The sequence below is a fragment of the Gemmobacter sp. genome, from assembly GCF_046292685.1.
Lineage (GTDB): Bacteria > Pseudomonadota > Alphaproteobacteria > Rhodobacterales > Rhodobacteraceae > Wagnerdoeblera.
The window spans coordinates 15,609-40,531 of the sequence record NZ_JBKBQM010000020.1 but is presented as its reverse complement, the minus strand read 5'-3'; the positions used below and the strand labels follow the sequence as shown (position 1 = coordinate 40,531).

Below are 24,923 nucleotides of genomic sequence, written 5' to 3'. Positions count from 1 at the left end.
GCCCGACCATGCGAACGATCCTGCTGCTGAACGGCCCGAACCTGAACCTGCTGGGCCAGCGCCAGCCCGAAATCTACGGCCGCGAGACGCTGGCCGACGTCGAGGCCGCCTGCCGTGCGCTGGCGGCCTCGCTGGGGTTCGGGCTGGAGGCGCTGCAATCCAACCGGGAATACGAGTTGATCGAGGCGATCCACGCCGCGCGCGGCCGGGTGGCGGGCATCCTCATCAACCCCGGGGCCTTCACCCATACCTCGGTCGCCATCCTCGATGCGCTGAACGCCTTCGAAGGCCCGGTGATCGAGGTGCATATCTCGAACATCCACAAGCGGGAACCGTTCCGCCACCATTCCTATGTGTCGCTGCGCGCCGAAGGCGTGATCGCGGGATGCGGCGTGCAGGGGTACGAACTGGCGGTGCAGCGGCTGGCGCGGTTGCTGGCCTAGAACCTCCGGGCCGCACCCACCCTGTCCGCCACCCGCGCCACCCGCACCTCGCCCCCCCCGGGTTTGACCGCGGCCATCCCGCGGCACTGCGCAGGACACAATCCGGTTGCATGTCGATCCGCCGAATGACGGTGCCATTGGCCCCTGTTTCGCTGTGCGCAGTATGTTCCACGCCGCGGCTTGCGTCCCGCCGCCCTTGCCGCCTGCTCGCGCGCCCTGTATTCCGGCCGAGGGCATCCGCCCGCGACGTCAAGGAGCATCCCATGCACGACATCCGCTTCATCCGCGAGGCGCCCGACGCCTTCGACCGCGCCCTGTCCCGCCGCGGGCTGGCGCCGATGTCGTCGCAGATCCTCGCGCTCGATGCCGACCGCCGGGCGCGTATCCTCGCGGCAGAAACGGCCCAGGCCGACCAGAACAAGGCCAGCAAGGATGTGGGCGCCGCCAAGGCCCGCGGCGACGAGGCCGAGTTCGAGCGTCTGCGCGCCCTTGTGGCCGAAAAGAAGGCCGAGATCGCCCGCTTGCAGGCCGAGGCCGCGACGTTGGACGACCAGCTGCGCGATGCCCTCATGCGCATTCCCAACCTGCCGCTGGACGAGGTGCCCGACGGCGCCGACGAGGACGGCAACGTCGAAATCCGCCGCTGGGGCAGCCCGCGCGCTTTCGACTTTGCGCCGCGCGAACATTTCGACATTCCGGCCATGTCCGGCCTGCTGGACTTTGCCACCGCGGCGAAACTGTCGGGCAGCCGCTTTGTGGTGCTGAAGGGTGCCGCGATCCGCCTGCACCGGGCGCTGGCCCAGTTCATGCTGGACACCCACATTTCCGAGCATGGCTTGCAAGAGGTCTGGACGCCCGTCCTGGTCAAGCCCGAGGCGATGTATGGTACCAACCAGTTGCCCAAGTTCGCCGAAGACAGCTATCAGACCACCAATGGCTGGTGGCTGATTCCCACCTCGGAAGTCACGCTGACCAACATGGCGGCCGGCGAAATCCTGGACGAAGCCGCCTTGCCGGTGCGGATGACCGCGCATACCCAGTGCTTCCGCTCCGAAGCCGGGTCGGCCGGCAAGGACACCACCGGCATGTTGCGCCAGCACCAGTTCGAAAAGGTCGAGATGGTCACGCTGTGCGCCCCCGATCAGGCGCTGGCCGAACACGAACGCATGACCGCCTGCGCCGAGGCCATCCTGCAAAAGCTGGGCCTGCCTTACCGCACCATCGTGCTGTGCACCGGCGACATGGGCTTTGGCGCGCAAAAGACCCATGACCTGGAGGTCTGGTTGCCCGGCCAGAACCGTTATCGCGAAATCTCCAGCGTCTCGACCTGCGGCCAGTTCCAGGCGCGGCGCATGAACGCCCGCTATCGCCCGGCCGGGGGCAAGCCCGAGTTCATCGCCACGCTGAACGGATCGGGGCTGGCGGTCGGGCGCTGCCTGATTGCGGTGCTGGAAAACGGCCAGCAGGCGGATGGGTCGGTGGACCTGCCGGCGGTGCTGGCACCCTATATGGGCGGCGCCACGCGCATCGCCGCCGACGGCCGGCTGGAATGACGGCGGCGCGGGTCCGGGCCGGGCTGGTGGCGCTGGCCGGGGCGGGGTTCGTCGCCTCGGCCTTTCTGACGCCGCCGTTTCGCGGCTATGATCCTGCGCTGATGCCGGTGCCGGTGGCGAACCCGCTGGTCCAGCCGGCCGGCTTTGCCTTTGCGATCTGGGGGCCGATCTACCTGTGGTTCGTGGCCCACGCCGGCTACGGCCTGTGGAAGCGGGCCGAGGCCGAGGACTGGGACGCGACGCGGGGGCCGCTGATCGCCTCGCTGGTCATGGGGGCGGGCTGGCTGCCGCTGGCGCATGTGGCGCCCGTCGCGGCCACGGTGCTGATCTGGGCCATGCTGGGCACGGCGTTGCTGGCGCTGGCCCGGGCCCCGCAGCGCGATGCCTGGTTGGCGCGGGTGCCGCTGGGGCTTTATGCCGGGTGGCTGACGGCGGCCTCGGCGGTGTCGCTGGGCGTGGTGGCCGAAGGCTGGGGCCTGCTGCCCGGCCCGGCGGCGGCGCTGGCGATGCTGGCGCTTGCCTCGGCGGTGGCGGCGCTGGGGCTGGTGCGGCTGCGCACCGGGCCGGCCTATGCGGTGGCGGCCGGCTGGGGGTTCTTCGGCATCGCGGTCAAGGCGGCCGGGGCGGCGCCAACCGTGGCCATCGCCGCCGCCTGCGGCATGGCCTTGCTGGCCGTTCTGGTCTGGGTCACCCGGCGCTTGTAGCTGCCGCGCCGCCGTGCCACCCTGCCCGGCAGAGGGGAGCCACGCCATGACCGCATCCGTTCTGGACAGCCGCCGTTCCTGGGCGCGGCTGGCGCTGACGCTGGCCATCGCCACGACCGGCAATGCCGGCATGTGGACGGTGATCGTGGCCTTGCCTTCGATCCAGGCCGAATTCGGGCTGGACCGCGGCACCTCCAGCCTGACCTATGCCGCCACCATGCTGGGCTTTGCCGCCGGCAACGTGCTGGCCGGGCGGCTGGTGGACCGGCACGGCATCGCGCCCACGCTGGCGGTTTCGGTCGCGGCGGTGGGCCTTGGACATGTGCTGGTGGCGCTGGCGCCGTCGATCTGGCCGATCGCGCTGGCGCAACTGATGATCGGCCTTGGCACTGCGGCCAGCTTCGGGCCGCTGATGGCCGATGTCTCGCACTGGTTCCTCAAGCGGCGCGGCATCGCGGTGTCGATCGCGGCCAGCGGCAATTACCTGTCGGGCGTGGTCTGGCCGCTGGCGCTGACCGCGGGGATCGACGGCTGGGGCTGGCGCCCGGCCTATGCCGCCACCGGCATCGCGCTGGCGCTGATCGTTCTGCCGTTGACGCTGACGCTGCGCACCCCCGTTCCGGCCGAGGCGCGCGCCCGCGCCGATGCCGCCGCCCGCGCCCGCGCCCATGCCACCCGGCTTTCGCCGCGGGCGCTGCAAGGGCTGCTGGTGCTGGCCGGGGTTGCCTGCTGCGTTGCCATGTCGATGCCGCAGGTTCACATCGTGGCCTATTGCATCGACCTGGGCTTCGGGCCGGCGGTGGGGGCGGAAATGCTGTCGCTGATGCTGCTGGGGGGCGTGGCCTCGCGGCTGATCTCGGGGTTGCTGGCCGACCGTCTGGGGGGCATGGCCACGCTGCTGATCGGATCGACCCTGCAGATGCTGGCGCTGTTCCTGTATCTGCCGTTCGACGGGCTGGTTCCGCTTTACATCGTCAGCCTGATCTTCGGCCTGAGCCAAGGCGGCATCGTGCCGGCCTATGCGGTGATCGTGCGCGACTACATGCCCGCGGCCGAGGCCGGCGCCCGCGTCGGGCTGGTGATGATGGCCACCATCGTGGGCATGGCGCTGGGGGGCTGGCTTTCGGGGGTGATCTACGACATGACCGGCAGCTACACGCTGGCCTTCGTGCATGGCATCGGCTGGAACCTGCTGAACCTGGTCATCGCCTGGACCATCCTGCTGCGCGGGCGCCCGTTGCGCCCCGCGGGTTTTGGCCCTAAAGCCGCGGCAACCTGAAGGAGTGCGCGCATGATCCCGTCCAGCTTTCCCGCCCCCGAGGAAATCGCCCGCCTGACCGCCGGCATGCTGCTGGACATCGGCGCGGTGCATTTCAACGCCGATACGCCTTATGTCTATGCCTCGGGGCTGAAGGGGCCGACCTACATCGACTGCCGCAAGCTGATCTCCTATCCGCGGATCCGCTCGGTGCTGATGGATTTTCTGACCCTCACGGTGATGCGCAACGCCGGACCGGAGGCCTTCGACAACATCGCCGGCGGCGAAACCGCCGGTATCCCCTTTGCCGCGCTGGTGGCCGAGCGCATGGCGCTACCCATGACCTATGTGCGCAAGAAACCCAAGGGCTATGGCCGCAACGCCCGTATCGAAGGCGCCATGACCCCCGGCCAGCGCGTGCTGCTGGTCGAGGATCTGACGACCGACGGCGGCAGCAAGCTTTCCTTCGTGGATGCCATCCGCGAAACCGGGGCAAGCTGCGGGCATGCGGCGGTGATCTTCTACTACGGCATCTTTGCCGACACCGTGCCGCGCCTGCGCGCACACGGGGTCGAGCTGCACTGGCTGGCCACATGGTGGGATGTGCTGGCCGAAGCGCGCCGGCGCCAGGCCTTCGACGATCGCACCTTGGCCAATGTCGAGGCGTTCCTGACCGATCCGGCGGCCTGGCGCGCGGCCAACCCCTGAAAAACCCGGGGATAAACCTGTGGGCAAGGCGCGGGTCACCGCGCCCGCCCGGTGCCGGGAATCGGATATCTTGTGGATAGGCCAGGCACCGCCACAGAAGCTGGTGGCACCGAATCGCGGCCGGGGTTATCCTGCCGGTTATACACGACTTGTCCCCAGACCCGGCTTATGGACAGCCCCGGCCCAGGTGCGCTAGGGCACAGGCTTCATCAAGAACCGGCAGGCAGGCATGACCGAAATCACCCGCTTCGCGCCCGCAGTTCCCGCGGCGGCAGACCCCGAACCGCTGCCTCACAACATCGAGGCCGAGCAGCAGTTGCTGGGCGCGATCCTGACCAACAACGACATCTACGACCGCATCGCCGCACTGGTGAAGGCCGAGCATTTCTACGACCCGGTGCACCAGCGCATCTTCGAAATCGCCACCGCCCGCATCACCCGCAACCAGCTGGCCAGCCCGGTGACACTGAAGGCGTTTCTGGAAGACGACCCCGGCCTGAAGGAACTGGGCGGGCCGGCCTATCTGGTGCGGCTGGCGGGGGCGGCGATCTCGGCCTTTGCGGCGCGCGATTATGCGCAGATGGTCTACGACCTTGCCGTGCGGCGCGAGTTGATCGCGCTGGGGCGCGACATCGCCGACCGGGCCGCAAAGTTCGAGATCGGGGCCGAACCGCGCGAGCAGATCACCGAGGCCGAACAGCGGCTTTACAAGCTGGGCGAACAGGGTGTTGCCGAACGCGGCTTCCAGAGCTTTCTGCGCGCGGTCACCTCGGCGGTGGATGTGGCGAACGCCGCCTACCAGCGCGGGGGCGGGTTGTCGGGGATTCCGACCGGGCTGATCGACCTGGACAAGAAGCTGGGCGGCCTGCACCCTTCGGACCTGCTGATCCTGGCCGGGCGTCCTTCGATGGGCAAGACCTCGCTGGCCACCAACATCGCCTTCAACATCGCCAAGGCCTACAAGCGCGGCCGCAAGCCCGACGGCACCGAAGGCGCGGTCGAAGGCGGGGTGGTCGGGTTCTTCAGCCTGGAAATGAGCGCCGAGCAGCTGGCGGCCCGCATCCTTTCGGAAGCGGCCGAGGTGCCCAGCGAACAGATCCGCCGCGGCGACATGACGGAACAGGAGTTCCGCCGCTTTGTCGAGGCGGCCAAGGCGCTGGAATCCTGCCCGCTCTACATCGACGATACGCCGGCGCTGCCGATCAGCCAGGTGGCGGCCCGCGCGCGGCGGCTGAAGCGCACGCACGGGCTGGACGTGCTGATGGTGGACTACCTGCAACTGCTGAAAGGCTCGTCCAAGGACAACCGGGTGCAGGAAGTGTCCGAGATCACCCAGGGGCTCAAGGCCATCGCCAAGGAGCTGAACATCCCGGTGATCGCCCTGTCGCAGCTGAGCCGCGCGGTGGAATCGCGCGACGACAAGCGGCCGCAACTGTCCGACCTGCGGGAATCGGGCTCGATCGAGCAGGATGCCGACGTGGTGATGTTCGTGTTCCGCGAGGAATACTACCGCGAACGCGAAAAGCCCGGCGATCACGATCTGGAAGCGATGGCCAAGTGGCAGCAGATCATGGAACAGGTGCACGGCAAAGCCGAAGTCATCATCGGCAAGCAGCGTCACGGGCCGATCGGCACGGTGGAGCTGAGCTTCGAAGGCCGCTTTACCCGCTTTGGCAACCTGGCGCGCGACTGGCAAGGCGGCGGCGGGTTCTAGGCGCCTGGCGGCGCCGGCCGGGCCGGGGGCGCTGCCCCCGGACCCCCGCCCTCCGGGGGGGATATTTGGGCAAGGTGAAAGCGGGCAGCGTCGTGTGGCACCCGGTAGCCACCATGCCGGACGCCGGATGCAAGAAGGGCGCCCCTCGGGGCGCCCTTTGCGCACAAGTTGCGCCGCTGCGGCGGATCAGGCCTGAGCCTCGGTGATGAACTTCACCGCGTCGCCGAAGGTCTGGATGGTTTCGGCCGCATCGTCGGGGATCTCGATCCCGAATTCTTCTTCGAAGGCCATGACCAGCTCGACCGTGTCGAGGCTGTCGGCGCCGAGATCGTCGATGAACGAGGCGTTCTCGGTCACCTTGTCCTCCTCGACGCCCAGATGCTCGACGACGATCTTCTTCACGCGGTCCGCGATGTCGCTCATGGTAGTTCCTCTTGTCATGCGGGCCGCGCCCGCGGTCTGTCCCCGGTCTTCCACAGGGTGCCGGGCCGTCGCGGACCGGTGCACCTTGCGTCGGGCGGGGCTATAGCATGTTCCCCGGGCGTGGCAAATGCTTTTGCCCGCGGCCCCGTTCTCAGATCATGGCCATGCCGCCGTTGACGTGCAAGGTGGCGCCGGTGACATAGGCGGCTTCGTCGCTGGAAAGATACAGCACAGCTGCGGCGATTTCGGCCGGCGTTCCCATGCGGCCGGCGGGGATCTGGGCGTTGATCCGGGTCTTCTGATCGTCGGTCAGCTTGTCGGTCATCGGTGTGGCTATGAAGCCGGGGGCCACGCAGTTCACGGTGATGCCGCGGCTGGCGACCTCTTGTGCCAGCGACTTCGACATGCCCACCAGCCCGGCCTTGGACGCGGCATAGTTGCCTTGCCCGGGGTTGCCCGTGGCCCCCACGATCGAGGTGACCGAAACGATGCGGCCCCAGCGCGCCTTCATCATGCCGCGCAGGACGCCGCGCATCAGGCGGAAGCTGGCGGTCAGGTTCACGTCCAGCACCGACTGGAACTCCTCGTCGGACATGCGCATGAACAGGTTGTCGCGGGTGATGCCGGCGTTGTTGACGAGGATGTCCACCCGCCCCATCGCTTCGGCGGCCTGTTTGGGCAAGGCCTCGACCGCGGCGGCATCGGACAGGTTGCAGGGCAGCACATGGGCGCGGGCGCCGAGGCTGGCGGCCAGATCGTCGAGCGGGGCCTGACGGGTGCCCGACAGCGCCACGGTGGCGCCGGCGGCGTGCAGCGCGCGGGCCACGGCCGCACCGATGCCGCCCGAGGCGCCGGTAATCAGCGCGGTCCTGCCGGTCAGATCGAACATGGGGTCCTCCCTTGGGGTTTCCTGCCCTTTAGCCTGTCGGGCGCGCAGGCTCAACCGCCGGGCGCGGGAAAAGAAAACCCCCGCGCCGGGCTGCGGCGCGGGGGCAAGGCGGCGCGCCGGTGGCGCCGTCGCTCATTCTTCGGCAGCGGCGCCGCCCAGATCGTCGAACAGGTTGGCGATATCCATGTCGGCCGCAGCCTCGGCCTCGGCCGCAAGCTGCTGGATCGACTTGCCGGTGGCCTGCAGTTCGGCTTCCTCGACCGAACGCGCGACGTTCAGCGAGATCTTGGCGCTGACTTCGGGGTGCAGCACCACGGTCACGCCGTGCATGCCCAGATCCTTGATCGGCTTGTCCAGCACGATCTGGCCCCGGTTGACGGTGAAGCCGGCCGCGGCCGCAGCCTCGGCCGCATCGCGCGCCGTGACCGACCCGTAGAGCGCGCCCGAATCGGCGGCCGAACGGATCACCACAAAGACCTGACCGTCGAGCTTTTCGGCCACGGCCTGGGCTTCCTTGCGGGTTTCAAGGTTCTGCGCCTCGAGCTGCGCCTTGCGCTGCTCGAAGCTCTTGATGTTGGCGTCGTTCGCGCGCAGCGCCTTGCCTTGCGGCAGCAGGTAGTTGCGGGCGTAGCCGTCCTTCACCTTCACGACATCGCCCATCTGGCCAAGCTTGGCCACGCGCTGAAGCAGGATGACTTGCATCGGTCTTTCTCCTTACTTCACGGCATAGGGCAGCAGGGCGAGGAAGCGGGCGCGCTTGATGGCGCGGGCCAGCTCACGCTGCTTCTTGGCCGAGACGGCGGTGATGCGGGCAGGAACGATCTTGCCGCGCTCGGAAATGTAGCGCTGTAGCAGCTTCACGTCCTTGTAGTCGATGGCGGGGGCATTGTCGCCCGAGAAGGGGCAGACCTTGCGGCGGCGGAAAAACGGTTTGCTGGCCATGAGGCGTCTCCTTCAGCTCAGCGGCGTTCGCGGCGGTCGAACCCGCCACGGTCGGCACGGTCCGGGCGGTCGCCACGCGGTTCGCGGGGGGCGCCGTCGCGGGTGTCGCGCGGGCCGTCGCGGCCATCGCGTTCGTCGCGCTTCTGCATCTGCACCGAGGGGCCGTCTTCGTGCTTGTCGACCTTGACCGACAGCACGCGCATCACGTCGTCATGCAGGCGGGCCAGACGCTCCATCTCCAGCACGGCGGCCGAGGGCGCGTCGGTGCGGAAGAAGGCGTAATGCCCCTTGCGGTTCTTGTTGATCTTGTAGGCCATCGTCTTGACGCCCCAGTATTCCGTGCCGACGACCTTGCCGCCGTTGTCGGAAAGCACTGCGGAGAAATGTTCGATCAGGCCTTCGGCCTGCGCGCTGGACAGATCCTGGCGCGCAATCAGGACATGCTCGTAAAGCGGCATGTGCGAGTCCTTTTGCGTGGCGGCTTCATAGGACGGGCCGTTCCCCTTTCCGCACCCCGTCCACGAGAGGCAGCGCCGGTTCCTGAGACCAGCGGAAAGGATGGCGGTGCATACAAGCCGCGCCCTGCGCTGGCAAGAGGCAACAATGGCCGTCCGGCGCGATTGTTGATCTGCTCACAGGGCGTGTTCGACAATCCCGGATTGGCGCAAGAGCCGTGCCGGGGCACATCGCAGGCATCCAGCCCCTGACGAGATCCCGACGATCCGTCGTTCCGCCCTTGCCCTTGCAGTGCTGGCCGCTACCCCGGCGCTGGCCGCCCTCGAAGCCTATGTGCTGGATGCCGGCCACAGCCAGATCGTGTTCAGCTGCAATCACCGTTGCAACCTGCGCACCGCCGGGTTGGCCCCGGCGGCGTCTTGCTGTGCGGCCCGCGGTTGGACCTGCGCAACGACATGGGCCGCCGGCAGCGTCCGGCGGCCCATGTCTTGCCGTTGGACGCCTTGTCAGGGCTGGCGCCGCGCCGTCAGCGCGACTTCGACCGAAACGGCAAAGACTGCCTGCAGATGCGCGGCTGCGTTCAGGAAATCGGGCCGCTGCGCCCGGGCGGAAACCGACCCGAGCGACATGCTGGCCAGATCGACGGTCACGGTCACGCGGTTGCCGGCGTCCTGCGCAGGGTCGAAGGCGATATCGGCGGCCCAGCCGGCAAAGCGGCGGTCACGGTGCGGCCCATCTGCCGCACGCCGATGGCTAGCGTGGGCTGCTCGACTGTCCATGCGCCCGGCCGGGCGGCCACCACCGTCCCCGGCGCCTCTGCCATCGTCGGGGCAACGGCCGGCGCCTGCAACGCGACCGCAGCCACCGCGCCCCCCAGGCGACCAGTGCGGCCCCCCTGCCCCGGCGGCGCGCTGGCCGGTGACGCCGGCAGCCACGCCGCGCAGCATCCGCGCCTCATAAAGCACTCGTGCATCAGGCCGGCCATCCAGACTTCGGCCTTGCGATGCGCCACCGGCGCGGGGTGCGGCTGCGTTAGCGCCCACAGGATGCGCGCCCCCCGACGAAGAGCGCGGCGACGCCGAAGGTCTTGTGCAGCGAACACACCTGCGCCTACCACGCCAGTTCGGCCGAGGTGCCGTAGGGAAGCCCTTCGGCATAAAGTCCCAGCGGCAGCGACTGCAGGATCAACCCCGCGGTCAGCCAGTGCAGGCCACCGTCGATGCGCCCGAAACCTTTGGGGGTATTGGTCCGGTGCATCGACGTGTCTCCTGCGATTTCGCTGGAAAATAGCGCAGGCCCCACGCCGGGCGAACGCGGCGGGCCGCATAGCCGATGTGCGAAAGTTATGGTCTCCGCCTTGGCTGATCGGAAGGGTTCGGCCGCTCAGGCCGGTTGCGCCACGGCTGCCGCAGCGCAGGTCAGTTCCACGCCGTCGGCATAGATCACTTCGGGCGCATCAAACACCAGCCGGAACAGCCGCAGTTCCGCCCGGCTTTCGGCCCGCAGGAATTCGCCATCGACCAGCCGGGCCGCAGGCACCGCGGCCGCGCGGCAACCATAAAGCGCCTGTGCCCGCCAGTCGCGCAGCATCACCGGCTGACCGGCCGGCAGGCACAAGGGCGCCTCGGGCCGGTCGTGCCCCAGTGCGCCCGCAGCCACCGTGACCACGGCGGCATCGTGCAGCACGACAGCCTCCACCGCGCGCAAGGCCCGCGCGCCCGAGCGGGTGATGACCCGGTCGCCGGGTTCCAGATACTCGACCGCCAGTGCGCCTTGCAGCGTCAGCACCCGGGTGCCCATTGCCACGCCGGTGGCGACGTCCGTGTGCGGTGCGGCAGCAAGCATCGGGTCGGTCATCGGGTTCTCCGGTGGCGAGGCGTTTCGTCCTTGTCCAGATTGCGCCCGATTGTGGCAAGATTGGGTTCACGCCGGGGTATTTCCGCGAACCGGACAAGGCGCTTTTTCCTCTCGCATCCGCGCAGGGCCTTTGCTAGAACGGCGCGGAACGCGGGGCGGCCTTTCCGGCGACGGGGGCTGCCCCGCCTTTATGCAATAACGCGGGCGTGGCGGAACTGGCAGACGCACCGGATTTAGGTTCCGGCGCCGCAAGGCGTGGGGGTTCAAGTCCCTTCGCCCGCACCATGTAAGGAAGAAGGAACCACCATGCAGGTCACCCAGACCCTGAACGAAGGCCTGAAGCGCGGCTACACCATCACGGTCACCGCCGCCGAACTGGACGCCAAGGTCGAGGCGAAGCTCGTCGAGGCGCAGCCGGAAATCGAGATCAAGGGCTTCCGCAAGGGCAAGGTGCCGATGGCGATCCTGCGCAAGCAGTATGGCCAGCGCCTGCTGGGCGACGCCATGCAGGATGCGATCGACAGCGCGATGGACGATCACTTCAGGTCCAGCGGCGACCGCCCGGCCCTGCAGCCGAAAATCGCCATGAAGAACGGCGAAGGCTGGAAGGAAGGCGACGATCTGGTCGTGGAAATGACCTACGAGGCGCTGCCCGAGATCCCCGAGGTCGACCTGTCGGGCATCGTGCTGGAACGCCTGGTCGTCAAGGCCGACGAAGCGGCCGTGGCCGAGGCGCTGGAAAACCTGGCCAAGGCCGGCCAGACCTTCGAAGATCGCAAGAAAGGCTCCAAGGCCAAGGAAGGCGACCAGGTCGTGATCGACTTCAAGGGGTCGGTCGACGGCGTGGAGTTCGAAGGCGGCGCCGGCGAGGATTATCCGCTGGTGCTGGGTTCGGGCAGCTTCATCCCCGGGTTCGAGGAACAGCTGGTCGGCGCCAAGGCCGGCGACGAAGTGTCGGTCAACGTGACCTTCCCGGAAAATTACGGCGCCGCGCATCTGGCCGGCAAGGCCGCGGTCTTCGCCTGCACCGTCAAGGAAGTGAAGGCCCCGAAGGCGGCCGAGCTGGATGACGAGCTGGCCAAGAAGTTCGGCGCCGAATCGCTCGACGCGCTGAAGGGCCAGATCAGCGAGCGGCTGGAGGCCGAATACAAGGGCGCCGCCCGCGCGGTGCTCAAGCGCGCGCTGCTGGATCAGCTGGACGCGCTGGTCAAGTTCGACCTGCCGCCGAGCCTGGTCGAGGCCGAGGCCGCCCAGATCGCCCACCAGCTGTGGCACGAGGAAAACCCCCACGTCCACGACCACAACCACGGCGCCGTGGAACCGACCGAAGAACACAAGACCCTGGCCGAGCGCCGCGTGCGTCTGGGCCTGCTGCTGGCCGAAATCGGCCGCAAGGCCGAAGTGCAGGTCACCGATGCCGAGCTGACCCAGGCCGTGCTGGCCCAGGCGCGGCAGTATCCGGGCCAGGAACGCCAGTTCTTCGAATACATCCAGAAGAACGCCCAGGCGCAGCAGCAGCTGCGCGCGCCGATCTTCGAGGACAAGGTCGTGGATCACATCGTGGCCGGTGCCACCGTGACCGAAAAGGAAGTCGGCAAGGACGAGCTGACCAAGGCCGTCGAGGCGCTGGACAACCTCTGACCTGCGGCCCCAGGGCTTGCACAGGGGCCGCCCCGCAAGGGGGCGGCCCTTTCGCTTTCAGACGATGACGATGTCTTCGGCCACCAGTCCAGGCGCGCCGAGCAGCACCGCAAACAGCACCGCCTTGCCGCTGCCCGCCCCGTCGGCATCCCAGAACAGCCGCGCCGGGCCATCGGGGCCTGTCGATTGCACCACGAACTGCGGCCGGGAATCGCCCGGGCTGCCATGGGTCAGATCGCCGGTTTCCAGCACGCCGGGGCCGATCAGGCCCCCCACAAGCGCGCTGGCAACGGCGATCCGGTCCTGACCCGAAACGAAATCGACAATCCGGTCGGGCCCGTCATCGAACGTATCGAACAGGAAGGTATCGGCCCCTGCGCCACCGACCAGCGTATCGCGCCCGACGCCACCGGATAAAACGTCGTCGCTTGCACCGCCACCAAGCCAGTCACGCCCATCGCCGCCGTAAAGCGAATCATTGCCGAACCCGCCGAACAGCCGGTCGTCCCCCGCCTGCCCGATCAGCGTATCCGACCCGGCATAACCCTTGGCGGTATCGTTGCCCGCGCCCAAGGAGATGATGTCGTTGCTGCGACCTTGACCAAAGACGAAATACCGCTCGAACCCCTCGATCACCGACAGGTTGCCGTCATCCACCGAGCCATCGGCCCCGACGACGAAATAGACCGATTGCCGCCAGATCCCTTCGACCTCCAGCAGGTCGTTGCCTGCCCCGCCATACAGCGTGTGCGCCCCGGATGCCCGCATCTGCACGAGATCGTCGCCGGCACCGGCCTCGACGCTGTCGGCTCCGACCCCGACATGGATCACATCGTCCAGATCGCCGCCGATCACGGTGTGGTCGCCAAAATCGGCAAAGAACTCCAGCCGCTCCAGGCTGTCGAAGATCATGGTCTGGCCGTGGCCGCTGGTCATGCCGGCCCCCGGCCCGTTCAGCTGCACGCGCATCCAGCTGTGGTTGGTCGAATAATGGATCAGCCGCGCGGTATCCACGCCGAACCCGCCGTAAAGGTCGGCGTTGTGATGCCCGGTCGTCTGCAGAAAATCGTTGCCGCTGCCGCCGACGCCGACCCGGTGCTGCGGCGGGTCGTAACTGCTCCAGTAACTGTCGTCGAAACCGAGCAGGATCCAGTCATCCCCCGCGCCCCCGTAAAGCGTGTGGTTCCCGGTGCCGCCGCGCAGCGTGTCGTTGCCGGCATCCCCCCAGGCGCGGTCGCGGCCATTGCCGGTCAGGATCAGGTCATTGCCGTTGCCGCCATAGATCCGGTCGGCGCCGGCCAGCCCCGACAGCGTGTCATCGCCGTCGAAGCCGTAAATCGTATCGTTGAATTCGGTCCCGACAAGGTCGTCGGCGTCGGGGGTGCCTTCTCTCAGAGCCATCTGGAAATCTCCGTATGCCGGTCAATCAAAGCGTCAAAAACGCTGCGAGCCTAGCATGGAAATCCCTTTCTGGCGACGATTCAGTCCAGCAGGCTCAGGCGGTCAGCGCCGCCAGATCCTCGGGCGTGCCGAAGGCGCGGGTGGCGGCATCGCGGGCGATGCGCTTGACCATGCCCGACAGCGCCTTTCCGGCCCCGATCTCCCAGAACTCGGTCACGCCTCGCGCCGCCATCCAGCCGACCGATTCCCGCCAGCGGACCGAGCCGGTCACCTGTTCCACCAGCAGCGCGCGAATGGTCTCGGGGTCGGTCACCGCTTCGGCGCGGACATTGGCCACCAGCGGCACGCGGGGCGCATGCAGGGCCACACCGGCCAGCGCCTCGGCCATCGCATCGGCGGCCGGCTGCATCAGCGCGCAATGGAACGGCGCCGAAACCGGCAGCAGCAGCGCCCGCTTGGCGCCGCGCGCCTTGGCAATCTCCACCGCCCGTTCGACCGCGGCCTTGTGGCCGGAAACCACCACCTGCGCGGGGTCGTTGTCGTTGGCGGCCTGGCACACCTCGCCTTGTGCGGCTTCTGCCGCCACTTCCGAGGCAGCGGCGAAATCCAGCCCCAGCAGGGCCGCCATCGCCCCCACGCCCACCGGCACCGCGGCCTGCATCGCCTGCCCGCGAATGCGCAGCAGCCGCGCGGTATCGCCGATGCTCAGGCTGCCGGCCGCGGCCAGCGCGGAATATTCGCCCAGCGAATGCCCGGCCACGAAGGCCGCATCGCCGACCTGCACGCCCGCGCTTTCCAGCGCGCGGAGTGCGGCCAGCGAAGTGGCCATGATTGCCGGCTGGGCGTTGGCTGTCAGCGTCAAGGCCTCGATCGGGCCGTTCCAGATCAGGTCGCTCAACCGCTCGCCAAGCGCCTCGTCCACCTCGTCGAACACCGCGCGGGCGGTCGGATAGGCCTCGGCCAGCGCGCGGCCCATGCCGACGGCTTGCGACCCTTGCCCGGGAAAGATGAAGGCCTTCATGCTGTTACTCCGCCTCCTCGACCACGACCAGATCGCGGACCGAGGCGCCGCGCGCATGGTCCAGCGCCGCCTGATATTCGGGCGAGCGATAGCAGGCCACCGCCGCCTCGAGGCTGGGGAACCGTGCGACCACGTTGCGGGCGCGGTCGTTGCCTTCCAGCTGATGATAGCGGCCGCCCCGGGCCAGGAACTTGCCGCCGTGGGCCGCAATCGCCGGGCCGGCGAGCTGGGCGTATTTGCCATAGGCCTCGGCGTCGATCACCTGCACATGGGCAATCCAGAGTGCGGTCGGCATGTCAGTTCCCCCCGATGATGGCGCGGGCCGCCGCGATGGCGTCCGCCGCATTGTCCACGCTGGCGCCGCCGGCCTGCGCCAGATCGGGCCGGCCGCCGCCGCCCTTGCCCCCCAGCACCTCGGCCGCGGCCTTGACCAGCGCCACCGCCGACAGCCGGTCCGTCAGGTCGGGCGTGACCCCGGCCGCCACCGCCGCCTTGCCGCCGGCATCGGCAATGAACAGCACCGCGCCCGAGCCGATGCGGCCCTTCGCCTCGTCGATCAGGGCGGGCAGATCCTTGCCGGAAACCCCTTGCAGAACCTGCGCCAGAAACTTGATTCCATTCACGGTTTCCGCCTCGGGGCCAGCGGCCTTGCCCCCCATCGCCAGCTCGCGCCGCAGGGTCGCCACCTCGTTGGCCAGGGCCTTGCGTTCCTCGGCCAGGGCGCGGACACGGTCCACAACATCGGCGGCGGGGGCCTTGAGCAGCGCCGCCACCTCCAGCAGCCGGGCTTCCTGCGCCCGCAGATGCGCCAGCGCGGCAGCCCCCGTCAGCGCCTCGATCCGGCGCACCCCGGCCGAGGAGGCACTGTCGCCCAGCAGCACGAAGGCACCGATGTCGCCAGTGCGCGCCACATGTGTGCCGCCGCACAGCTCCAGGCTGTAGGTCGCGCCGTCGGCCCCCTTGCCCGACCCGGCCAGGTGACCCATCGAGACCACGCGCACCTCATCGCCATACTTTTCCCCGAACAGCGCCTGCGCCCCCAGGGCGCGCGCATCGTCGGGCGTCATGATGCGGGTTTCCACCGGGGCGTTCTGGCGGATGAAGGCATTGACCTCGGCCTCGACCCCGGCAAGCTCCGCGGCACTCAGCGCCTTGGCGTGGGAAAAGTCGAAGCGCAGCCGGTCCTCGGCGTTCAGGCTGCCCTTTTGCGCCACATGGTCGCCAAGTGCGCGGCGCAGCGCCTCGTGCAGCAGGTGGGTGGCCGAATGGTTGGCCCGGATCGCGGCGCGGCGTGCATGCGCGACCTCCAGCTTGGCCGGCTGGCCGCGCTCCAGGTGGCCTTCGGTCACCTCGGCGATGTGAATGAACACGCCCGCGGCCTTCTTCGTGTCGCGCACCTCGGCCAGGCCGGTTTCGGTGCGGATGAAGCCCTGATCGCCGACCTGCCCGCCGCTTTCGGCATAGAACGGCGTCTGGTTCACCACGATCTGCACCGTGCCGGTCGCCCGGTCTGTTGCGGCGCCGTCCTGCACCAGGGCGAGGATCTGGCCTTCGGCGGATTCGGTCTCGTAGCCGAGGAATTCGGTGGTGCCGCGGGTTTCGGCCAGCTCGAACCAGATCGCGGCGTCCTTGGCCTCGCCCGAACCGGCCCAGCTTGCCCGGGCCTTGGCCTTCTGTTCGGCCATCGCGGCATCGAACCCGGCGGTTTCCACCTCGCGCCCCTTTTCGCGCAGCGCATCCTGCGTCAGGTCCAGCGGAAAGCCGTAGGTATCGTAAAGCTTGAAGGCCGCAGCCCCGGGCAAGGGCGCGCCTTCGGGCAGGCCTTCGATTTCGGCGTCCAGCAGCTTCAACCCGCGGTCCAGCGTCTGGCGGAAGCGGGTTTCCTCCAGCTTCAGCGTCTCCTCGATCAAGGCCTGGGCGCGGGTCAGTTCCGGGTAGGCCGCGCCCATCTGGCGCACCAGCGCCGGCACCAGACGATGCATCAGCGGGTCTTGCGCGCCCAGCATGTGCGCGTGGCGCATGGCCCGGCGCATGATGCGGCGCAGCACATAGCCGCGGCCTTCGTTGCTGGGGGTCACGCCATCGGCAATCAGAAAGCTGGTGGACCGCAGGTGGTCGGCGATCACGCGGTGGTGGATCTTGCCCTTGCCGTCGGGGTCGGTGCTGGTGGCATGGGCGCTTGCCTCGATCAGGCTGCGCATCAGGTCGGTGTCGTAGTTGTCGTGCTTGCCTTGCAGCAGCGCGCCGATGCGTTCCAGCCCCATGCCGGTATCGATGCTTTGCATTTCCAGCGGCACCAGGCGGCCGTCCTCGAACTGCTCGTTCTGCATGAAGACGTTGTTCCAGATCTCGATGAACCGGTCGCCATCGGCCTCGGCGCTGCCGGGCGGGCCGCCCCAGATATGGTCGCCGTGGTCATAGAAGATCTCGGTGCAAGGCCCGCAGGGCCCGGTCGGCCCCATGCGCCAGAAGTTGTCGTCGCTGGCGATGCGGATGATCTTGTGGTCGGGAAAGCCGGTGACCTTTTTCCAGATTCCCGCCGCCTCGTCGTCGGTATGATAGACAGTGACGCAAAGCTTTTCCGGGTTCAGCGCGAAATCGCGGGTCAAGAGTTCCCAGGCATAGGCGATGGCCTGTTCCTTGAAATAGTCGCCAAAGCTGAAATTGCCCAGCATTTCAAAGAACGTATGGTGCCGCGCCGTATACCCCACGTTGTCGAGGTCGTTGTGCTTGCCGCCCGCGCGCACGCATTTCTGCGCCGTGGTCGCCCGCACGTAATCGCGCCGCTCGGCCCCGGTAAAGCAGTTCTTGAACTGCACCATGCCCGAGTTGGTGAACATCAGCGTCGGGTCGTTGCGCGGCACCAGCGGGCTGGAGGGCACAACCCGGTGCCCGTTGCGGGCAAAGAAATCGAGGAAGGTCGAGCGGATATCGTTCAGCGAGGGCATTGCGGGCGGGCCTCCGGGCGTTCTGTTGCCCCCCCGTTTAGCGGGCGGCGCGGGGGCTGTCCACCGGGCCCCGCGCCGCGCACCCTCATTCCATCAGGTCTTCGGCCGTCGGCGGCACCGAAAAATCCAGCCCGTTGGCGTTGCGGATCCTGCCTTCGATCTCGGCGGCGACGGTCGGATTGGCCTTGAGGAAGGCCTTGGCGTTTTCGCGCCCCTGGCCGATGCGTTCGTCGCCCCAGGAATACCAGCTGCCCGACTTCTCGATCACGCCGGCCTTGACGCCGAGGTCGATCAGCTCGCCGGTCTTGGAGATGCCTTCGCCATACATGATGTCGAATTCCACCTCGCGGAAGGGGGGGGCTACCTTGTTCTTCACCACCTTCACGCGGGTGGAGTTGCCCACCACCTCGTCGCGGTCCTTGATCGCGCCGGTGCGGCGGATGTCGAGCCGCACGCTGGCATAGAACTTCAGCGCGTTGCCCCCGGTGGTGGTTTCGGGGCTGCCGAACATGACGCCGATCTTCATGCGGATCTGGTTGATGAAGATCACCATGCAGTTGCTGCGGCCGATGCTGGCGGTCAGCTTGCGCATGGCCTGGCTCATCAGGCGGGCCTGGCTGCCCATCTGCATGTCGCCCATGTCGCCTTCGATTTCCGATTTCGGCACCAGAGCCGCCACCGAATCGACGACCACGAGGCTCACCGCGCCCGAACGCACCAGCGTGTCCACGATTTCCAGCGCTTGTTCGCCGGTGTCGGGCTGGCTTATCAGCAGCTCGTCCAGGTTGACGCCCAGCTTCCTGGCATAGCCGGGGTCCAGGGCATGTTCGGCATCGACAAAGGCGCAGACGCCGCCCTTTTTCTGTTCTTCGGCCACCACATGCAGCGTCAGCGTCGTCTTGCCCGAGGATTCCGGCCCGTAGATCTCGATGATGCGGCCCTTGGGCAGGCCGCCGATTCCCAGCGCGATGTCGAGGCCGAGCGAGCCGGTCGAGGTCGCCTCGATTTCCGCGATCGGGTTGTTGGCCCCGAGCCGCATGATCGAGCCCTTGCCGAATTGCCGTTCGATCTGTGCCAGCGCGCTTTCCAGCGCCTTGTTCTTGTCCATGTCCCGCTTTCCGCCGAAGTCCAGTAGGGTTGACCCTGCCATCTTGCCTCTCCTTATTCCACAGCCGCAGGGGCGCGGCAATCGCGGGTTTGTTCACGTATCGTTCATGACTTTATGCGATCAAAGCAAGAACATTTCAACCGCTTTCTCGCTGGTTCCGAGCTTGGCAAAAATTGCTTAACCGAAGGTTTACGGCGCCCGGACAGGTTGCTAAACCGGCGCCATTGACAAGGGGGTCGTCATGCTCGTGTTCTGGGATCAGCGTCTGGTGTTTCTGGCCACCCCCAAGACCGGCTCCACCGCCATTGCCACCGCGCTGGAATCCCTTGCCTCGGTCTCGATCCAGCGGCCGCCGGTGCTGAAACACACCACGATCCAACGGTACCACCGCTTTCTCGGTCCCTATCTGCGGGTCGCCTCGGGGCACGAATTCACCACCGTGGCGCTGATGCGCGAACCTTTCGACTGGCTGGGCAGCTGGTACCGCTTTCGCCAGCGCGAGGATGTATTGGACGAACGCGCCTCGACGCGTAGCATGAGCTTTGACGAATTCGCCAACGCCTATTGCGACGATCCGAAACCGACCTTTGCCGAAGTCGGCTCTCAGGCGCGGTTTCTGGCCCCCGAAGGGCGGCCGCCGGTGGACCGGATCTTCTGCTACGAACGGATCGAAGGCTTCGTGGAGTTTCTGGAGGACCGGTTGGGCTGCGAGATCCATCTGCCGAGGGTCAACGTCTCGCCTCTGGCCGACCTCGCCTTGTCCCAGGCCACGAAAAAGCGCTTGCGCAAGGCGATGGCCCGGGATCTGGAACTTTACGCCTCGCTGGCCTGACCCCAGGGGTCAGTGCAGCTGATCCTGCACCGTCCGGGTCAGATCGTCGAGCGAGAAGGGCTTGGGCAGGAACACCGAGTTCGGGATGGCGGCCTGAACATCGGCAAAGCTGTCTTCGGCATAGCCCGAAACGAAAACGACACGCACGCCCGGTCGCCCCTTCAACGCCTCGCGCACCCAGGTCGGCCCGTCGAGCCCCGGCATGATGACATCCGTCACGAAGACATCCACCGCCACCCCGGGATCGGCCAGAAGGTCGAGCGCGGCCTCGGCGCTGTCGGCCTCGATCACGGTATAGCCACGCAGGCGCAAGGCGCGGGCGGCAAAGGCACGCACCGGAGCCTCGTCCTCCACCAGCAGCACGACGCCATGCCCGGCCCGCGTGGCGGGTCGCGGCGGGCGGCGCGCAGGCGGCGGCGCCTCGTCGCCCTGATGCACCGGGAAGTAGAGCAGGAACTCGGTGCCCTGCCCCGGCACGCTGTCGACAAAGATGAACCCGCCCGACTGCTTGACGATGCCATAGGCGGTAGACAGCCCAAGGCCGGTGCCTTCGCCCGGCCGCTTGGTGGTGAAGAAGGGCTCGAACACCTTGTCCAGCACTTCGGGCGCAATCCCGGTGCCGTCGTCGGCCACGCGAATCAAGACGTAATCGCCGGCCGGCACGGTGGCGCGGTTGCGGCTGAGGGGCTGATCCAGCCGGCAGGGCACCGCCTCGATGCGGATGGTGCCGCCGCCGGGCATGGCATCGCGGGCGTTCACCACAAGGTTCATCAGCACCTGTTCCAGTTGCCGCTTGTCGGCCCGGATCGGGCCGATCCCGTCGGCGGCGTGCATCGCAAGGCGGATCCGTTCGCCGACCAGACGCTTGAGCAGATGTGTGACGTCGGCCAGCACCTCGGCCACCTGCACCTGCTCGGGTTTCAGCGTCTGCTTGCGCGAGAAGGCCAGCAATTGCCCGACCAGTGCGGCGGCGCGGTTGGCGTTCTGATGGATCTGCGCAAGGTCGCCGTAATCGGGGTCGGTGGTATCGTGGCGCAGCAGCAGCAGGTCGCAATGGCCCGAAATCGCGGTGAGCAGGTTGTTGAAATCATGGGCGACGCCACCGGCAAGCTGACCGATCGCGTGCATCTTCTGGCTTTGCACGAACTGGGCTTCCAGCGTCTTCATCGCTGTCGCGTCCGAGATCACCGCAATCAACCCGTCCTGCGGCGAGGGGCCGAGGCTGCGCAGGCTGATCTGGACGAAGGCTTCCTCCTCGGCGCGGCTCAGCCGCAACACCTCGGGCTTGCCGGGAAGGCGCCCCGCCGCCACATCGCCGATCCAGTCGCGGACCGAGCGGCCCAGGCCCTCGACCAGATCGGAAGCATTGACCGTTTCATCGGGGGCGAGGCGCAGCAGCTCGCGCGCGGCACGGTTCGCGCCCAGCACCGCGCCTTGCGGCGAAAGCCGTGCCAGCGCGACCGGCAGATCCTCCACCCCGTCGAGGGACGAGGCCCCCGGCAAGGCGCTGCCCGGGTGTTGATCTGCTCACCCACCTCGACCAGTCCGGTCTGCACGATCATGTCGATCAGGCACATGCCCACGTGCAGCATGTCCTGCTCGGGCCAGCTCTGCCAGTCTTCACCGAAGCGGCGCTGGTAGCCAGACATGGTGGCCTTCTTGCGGTGGTAGGTGGTCCCCTTCTTCGCCTTGTCCAGCGCACGGTTGTACATGCGGGCATCGGTGTCCTTGAATTCAGCGAACCGGGCCTCGTCCTCGAGACGCTTGCCGATCACCACAGCCACGGACTGCATCATCAGCTTCTTCCCGGTCAGGCTGTCAACCACCATACGCAGGGCGATGAACGCCGCCACGTCAGGGTCAACCTGCTCGAGGTACTTGACTGCGATGTGACGCCGCCCTGCCCCACCGTTCTTGGCCTTGTCGATGAACCGGATGATGGCCTGCGACAGCTCGTCGATAGACCGGGCGACCAGTGCCTTGCCGTAGCTGGTGCCGCTCTCGTTGCCCAGCTCACGGGCGCGGGCGATCTGGCGGCGGATTTGATCCCGGCCAAGGGTGACCATGCGGTCTTCCATCTCCAGCTCCAGAGCCAGCAGCTCCTCGCCATAGGTTGCGACCAGCTCCTCACGGTCACGACGAAGGGTGATTTCCATAGCGCATATCCTCTCGATTTTGTTGCGGCAGTTGCCGCGTCAGTGATGGTGGAACCTTTTTCCCCAGCCCCTCCCGCAACAGCTCCCGCAACAACTGTTGCGGCGCAGCAGTATCTGATGCCAGTTGGCATAGGTGTGGGGAAAAGAAAAAGCCAACGCAGAAACGCCAGCTTTTTCAGTGTCGGTGTGTATCTATGCGGGGAGGCAAGGGTTTCGCGGTGGAACCTAAATCTGACCGCCCGTTTCTAACCCTTTGTTTTCATTGAGGTTGTCTGCTTCTGTTGCCGCAACATCGGCACCTTCCGCAACAACTCCCGCAACAAAAATCCCCTATCTTCCTCAGGTAGAACCTGATCTGGTGCGGGTGGAGGGACTTGAACCCCCACGCCTTGCGGCGCTTGGACCTAAACCAAGTGCGTCTGCCAATTCCGCCACACCCGCGTACCTTGCGGACCTACTAAGGCAACTCTCAGCCCCACGCAAGCAGGTAGCAGGTCAGAAAGAACGCGGCCACACCGATGTAAACCAGTGCTGCGTTGCGTTTCTCAGCTGCTTCCTTACAGCGCATCTCGTAGGCTTCCAGCTCCTTCCGTACCCCTTCCCAAAGCTCGTCGTTCATCGGTTACCTCCTCGGGATCAGGAAGGCGATGGTCAGTAAGACCACCGCGTTGAGCAGAAACCACCAGCCGATTGGCAGGTCGATGTACCAATTCCATAGCTCACGGACTGTCATTCACTTACCCTTGTTCCTTATGTACTCTTCGATCCAGAGAGACGCGGCCATAACGATCAACAGGATGCCGACAATCTCGTACCCCTCTCGGTCAAAAGATAGATTTCGCGCCGCTCGGCGGCGCTGTCGATCTCGACCACCACGGCCTGCACCGGGCCGTCGGCCCCTGCCAGCGTGACGGTGGCCCCCGAGCGCAACGGCAGGTCGGTAAACACCCGGTCCAGTGCGCGCGGGCGGTGGCCCAGCAGGCGGCGCATCGCCTCGTTGGCGAACAGCACCGCCCCCGTCCGCCCGGCCACCAGCATCGGCAGGCTCACCCCGTCGGCGCCGCGCCCCTGGCTGCCACGCTCGGCGAACTCCTCGAGCCGCCACAGGAAATGCCCCGGCGCGCTGCGATGCACCGACAGGCGCACCTGCCCGCGCCGGGTCGCCACATCCTCGCGCGCGAAGCCCAGATTGGCGGCGCGGCTTTGCAGCCGGTAAAGAACCGCCGAGGGATGTGCGAACATGTCGCCCAACGTGGCGGCCAGCGTTTGCCCCGGCCCGCGGCCGAAACGCTGGTCGGCCGCCTTGTTGCGGTAAAGCACCTGACCTGCTTCGTCCGAGGCAAAGCAGGGTGCCGCATCCTCGGCCACCACAAGGTGCAGGCGCGCGGCGGCGTGGCGGCGGCGCAGATCCTGCAGGCGCGCCGTCAGGGCCAGGAAAACCAGCGAAAAGGCCAACGTAGCGGCCACCGACCACACGAGCAGCCGCGCCCAACCTGCCGGCACAAGCACCCCCGCCCCCGCCAGGAGCACCGCCAACCCCAAAACCGGAAGGCGCCGGGCCTGCACACGGGCAAGGCCGGCACCGAAAGAGCCGGACAAGGGCGCAACCAGGGACACGCAACCTCCATTCCACGGAATCGCCTGCCCCTATTGGCAGCACAAACCCTTAACCGCGGATTAAGGGCATGGTGCCTTCAGCCTTCGATTGCATCAAGGCCAGAAAAAACCCGTCGCCCCCGTCCAGGGGCGTCAGCCGAAGCTGCCGCACCAGACGGAACCCGTCGTTTCGGGCCAGAAAGGCCGCGACGCGGTCGGCGTTTTCCGCCGGCAACAGCGAACAGGTCGCATAGGCCAGCCAGCCGCCCGGGGCCACGCGGCCGGCCGCGGCATCCAGCACCGCGTCCTGCAACGCCGTCAGGTCGGCCAGCCGCGCCGCATCCAGACGCCAGCGCGCTTCGGGCTGGCGGCGCCAGGCCCCCGAACCGGAACAGGGCGCGTCCGCCAGCACCAGATCGAAATGCCCGGTCGCGCCGGCCCCCGCCAGCCGGACCCGCACCCCCGCACGCGCCGCCCGCGCAGGCAGGTCGGCCATCCGTCGCGGGTCGGCATCGGCGGCCGTCAGGGTCACCCTGGCACGCGCCGCCATCGCCAGCGTCTTGCCGCCGCCGCCGGCGCAGGCATCCAGCACCTGCATGCCATCGGTCAGCGGCAAGGCCTCGACCACCGCCTGCGAAGCGGCATCCTGCAACTCCACCCGGCCGTCACGGTAAGGCGCGCTGCTGGCAACCTTGCGTGCCCCGTCGGTCACCTCCAGCGCGGTCGTGGCCAGAGGATGCGGCCGGGCGACGATGCCTTCGGCGGCCAGCGCCGCCTGCGCCGCCGCCACATCACTGCGCAGCAGATTGACGCGCAGGAACACCGGGGCACGGGTCTGCATCGACTGCATCACCTGCGCGAAATCGGGGCCCAGCGCCGCACGCAAGGGCGCCTCCAGCCAGTCGGGGCAATCCAGCGCCTCGGCGGGCGTCATCGGGCGCGGGGTCTCCTCCGGCCCGACAGGGGGCGGCGCGTGCCCTGCCCCGGAAAACAGCGCCGCAACATCGCCGCCTTGCGCGCGGATCAGGCCCAGCATCAGCCCGCGCCCCGTCATGCCCCCGCCCAGCGCTGCGCAAGACCGCAACCGCCGCAAGGCATCGAACACATGGTCGCGCACCGCGGCCCGGTCGCCCGACCCGGCATAGCGGTTGCCCCGCGCCCAGTTGACCAGCGCCTTTTCTGCCGCCTCGCCGGCCAGCACCCGGTCGAGCACCCCGATCGCCGCCGCCACCCGTGCCCCCGGTGTCACCTTGCGCCTCCGCCTGTTGCCGGT

24 protein-coding genes, 2 tRNA genes and 2 pseudogenes are annotated in these 24,923 nt (G+C 67.7%); 9 read left to right on the top strand and 19 right to left on the bottom strand.

All coding sequences use genetic code 11. The features are described from left to right. Positions 1-8: 8 nt before the first annotated feature. From aroQ to ACK4S2_RS07730, 6 genes are all read left to right on the top strand, one after another. The gene (gene aroQ, locus ACK4S2_RS07755) at positions 9-443 is read left to right on the top strand and encodes a type II 3-dehydroquinate dehydratase (RefSeq protein ID WP_409622495.1); all 435 of its coding nucleotides are present in this window, start codon (positions 9-11) and stop codon (positions 441-443) included. 263 nt (positions 444-706) lie between these two features. Next, positions 707-1,996 (top strand): serine--tRNA ligase, encoded by a 1,290-nt coding sequence (gene serS / locus ACK4S2_RS07750; protein WP_409622492.1) that lies wholly within the window; start codon positions 707-709, stop codon positions 1,994-1,996. After that, positions 1,993-2,700 (top strand): hypothetical protein, encoded by a 708-nt coding sequence (locus tag ACK4S2_RS07745; RefSeq protein WP_409622489.1) that lies wholly within the window; start codon positions 1,993-1,995, stop codon positions 2,698-2,700. Before serS ends, ACK4S2_RS07745 begins: the two co-directional genes overlap by 4 nt. A gap of 46 nt (positions 2,701-2,746) precedes the next feature. Then, entirely contained in the window at positions 2,747-3,979 is a 1,233-nt protein-coding gene (locus ACK4S2_RS07740; protein WP_409622486.1) for an MFS transporter, read from the top strand. Positions 3,980-3,991: 12 nt separating this feature from the next. After that, positions 3,992-4,666 carry an orotate phosphoribosyltransferase gene (locus ACK4S2_RS07735; RefSeq protein ID WP_409622483.1) on the top strand — a complete coding sequence of 225 codons (675 nt, stop codon included), beginning with the start codon at positions 3,992-3,994 and terminating at the stop codon, positions 4,664-4,666. Between the two features lie 229 nt (positions 4,667-4,895). After that, positions 4,896-6,380 carry a replicative DNA helicase gene (locus ACK4S2_RS07730; RefSeq protein WP_409622481.1) on the top strand — a complete coding sequence of 495 codons (1,485 nt, stop codon included), beginning with the start codon at positions 4,896-4,898 and terminating at the stop codon, positions 6,378-6,380. Between the two features lie 186 nt (positions 6,381-6,566). Here ACK4S2_RS07730 and ACK4S2_RS07725 read toward each other — a convergent pair whose 3' ends face one another. From ACK4S2_RS07725 to ACK4S2_RS07690, 8 genes are all read right to left on the bottom strand, one after another. Beyond that, positions 6,567-6,803: an acyl carrier protein gene (locus tag ACK4S2_RS07725; protein ID WP_409622478.1), complete on the bottom strand. Its 237-nt coding sequence runs from the start codon at positions 6,801-6,803 to the stop codon at positions 6,567-6,569. Positions 6,804-6,954: 151 nt separating this feature from the next. Then, a complete protein-coding gene (fabG, locus tag ACK4S2_RS07720; RefSeq protein ID WP_409622475.1) occupies positions 6,955-7,692 on the bottom strand; it encodes a 3-oxoacyl-[acyl-carrier-protein] reductase in 738 nt (245 codons plus the stop codon). A gap of 132 nt (positions 7,693-7,824) precedes the next feature. Continuing rightward, a complete protein-coding gene (rplI, locus tag ACK4S2_RS07715; protein ID WP_409622472.1) occupies positions 7,825-8,394 on the bottom strand; it encodes a 50S ribosomal protein L9 in 570 nt (189 codons plus the stop codon). A 12-nt stretch (positions 8,395-8,406) separates the two neighbouring features. Next, on the bottom strand, positions 8,407-8,634 hold the full coding sequence (gene rpsR, locus ACK4S2_RS07710; protein WP_409622468.1) for a 30S ribosomal protein S18: 228 nt from the start codon (positions 8,632-8,634) through the stop codon (positions 8,407-8,409). A 17-nt stretch (positions 8,635-8,651) separates the two neighbouring features. Next, positions 8,652-9,092 (bottom strand): 30S ribosomal protein S6, encoded by a 441-nt coding sequence (gene rpsF, locus ACK4S2_RS07705; RefSeq protein WP_409622466.1) that lies wholly within the window; start codon positions 9,090-9,092, stop codon positions 8,652-8,654. 504 nt (positions 9,093-9,596) lie between these two features. Beyond that, complete coding sequence (locus ACK4S2_RS07700) at positions 9,597-9,869, bottom strand: YceI family protein (protein WP_409622463.1); 273 nt, start codon at positions 9,867-9,869, stop codon at positions 9,597-9,599. A 331-nt stretch (positions 9,870-10,200) separates the two neighbouring features. Next, a complete protein-coding gene (locus ACK4S2_RS07695) occupies positions 10,201-10,347 on the bottom strand; it encodes a hypothetical protein (protein WP_409622460.1) in 147 nt (48 codons plus the stop codon). 126 nt (positions 10,348-10,473) lie between these two features. Then, on the bottom strand, positions 10,474-10,947 hold the full coding sequence (locus ACK4S2_RS07690) for a Hint domain-containing protein (protein WP_409622457.1): 474 nt from the start codon (positions 10,945-10,947) through the stop codon (positions 10,474-10,476). A 200-nt stretch (positions 10,948-11,147) separates the two neighbouring features. On the opposite strand from ACK4S2_RS07690, the gene ACK4S2_RS07685 reads away from it, so the two are divergent. Both ACK4S2_RS07685 and tig read left to right on the top strand, forming a co-directional pair. Next, positions 11,148-11,232: transfer RNA gene (locus tag ACK4S2_RS07685), tRNA-Leu, on the top strand. Between the two features lie 21 nt (positions 11,233-11,253). Next, positions 11,254-12,588 (top strand): trigger factor, encoded by a 1,335-nt coding sequence (gene tig / locus ACK4S2_RS07680; RefSeq protein WP_409622455.1) that lies wholly within the window; start codon positions 11,254-11,256, stop codon positions 12,586-12,588. Positions 12,589-12,645: 57 nt separating this feature from the next. Here tig and ACK4S2_RS07675 read toward each other — a convergent pair whose 3' ends face one another. The 5 genes from ACK4S2_RS07675 to recA all read right to left on the bottom strand — a co-directional run bounded on the left by ACK4S2_RS07675 (position 12,646) and on the right by recA (position 19,108). Beyond that, entirely contained in the window at positions 12,646-13,989 is a 1,344-nt protein-coding gene (locus ACK4S2_RS07675) for a calcium-binding protein (RefSeq protein WP_409622452.1), read from the bottom strand. A 94-nt stretch (positions 13,990-14,083) separates the two neighbouring features. Continuing rightward, positions 14,084-15,010 carry an ACP S-malonyltransferase gene (fabD, locus tag ACK4S2_RS07670; protein WP_409622449.1) on the bottom strand — a complete coding sequence of 309 codons (927 nt, stop codon included), beginning with the start codon at positions 15,008-15,010 and terminating at the stop codon, positions 14,084-14,086. A gap of 4 nt (positions 15,011-15,014) precedes the next feature. Then, positions 15,015-15,305 (bottom strand): DUF1330 domain-containing protein, encoded by a 291-nt coding sequence (locus ACK4S2_RS07665; protein WP_409622446.1) that lies wholly within the window; start codon positions 15,303-15,305, stop codon positions 15,015-15,017. Position 15,306: 1 nt separating this feature from the next. After that, positions 15,307-17,958 (bottom strand): alanine--tRNA ligase, encoded by a 2,652-nt coding sequence (gene alaS, locus ACK4S2_RS07660; RefSeq protein WP_409622443.1) that lies wholly within the window; start codon positions 17,956-17,958, stop codon positions 15,307-15,309. An 85-nt stretch (positions 17,959-18,043) separates the two neighbouring features. Next, entirely contained in the window at positions 18,044-19,108 is a 1,065-nt protein-coding gene (gene recA, locus ACK4S2_RS07655) for a recombinase RecA (RefSeq protein ID WP_409622440.1), read from the bottom strand. Between the two features lie 199 nt (positions 19,109-19,307). Between recA and ACK4S2_RS07650 the strand changes: the two genes are divergently transcribed. Continuing rightward, positions 19,308-19,898: a hypothetical protein gene (locus tag ACK4S2_RS07650; protein ID WP_409622438.1), complete on the top strand. Its 591-nt coding sequence runs from the start codon at positions 19,308-19,310 to the stop codon at positions 19,896-19,898. 9 nt (positions 19,899-19,907) lie between these two features. On the opposite strand, the pseudogene ACK4S2_RS07645 reads toward ACK4S2_RS07650, so the two are convergent. From ACK4S2_RS07645 to ACK4S2_RS07620, 6 genes and pseudogenes are all read right to left on the bottom strand, one after another. Next, positions 19,908-21,413: pseudogene (locus tag ACK4S2_RS07645) on the bottom strand (ATP-binding protein); the annotation flags it as partial. 20 nt (positions 21,414-21,433) lie between these two features. Beyond that, a pseudogene (locus tag ACK4S2_RS07640) lies at positions 21,434-21,976 on the bottom strand (hypothetical protein); the annotation flags it as partial. A gap of 434 nt (positions 21,977-22,410) precedes the next feature. Beyond that, a tRNA-Leu gene (locus ACK4S2_RS07635) sits at positions 22,411-22,495 on the bottom strand. A gap of 28 nt (positions 22,496-22,523) precedes the next feature. Next, positions 22,524-22,673, bottom strand: a complete 150-nt coding sequence (locus ACK4S2_RS07630; protein ID WP_409622435.1) for a hypothetical protein — start codon at positions 22,671-22,673, stop codon at positions 22,524-22,526. Between the two features lie 170 nt (positions 22,674-22,843). Further along, on the bottom strand, positions 22,844-23,584 hold the full coding sequence (locus tag ACK4S2_RS07625) for a PAS domain-containing protein (protein WP_409622526.1): 741 nt from the start codon (positions 23,582-23,584) through the stop codon (positions 22,844-22,846). Between the two features lie 136 nt (positions 23,585-23,720). Beyond that, complete coding sequence (locus tag ACK4S2_RS07620; protein ID WP_409622432.1) at positions 23,721-24,899, bottom strand: RsmB/NOP family class I SAM-dependent RNA methyltransferase; 1,179 nt, start codon at positions 24,897-24,899, stop codon at positions 23,721-23,723. Positions 24,900-24,923: the final 24 nt, after the last annotated feature.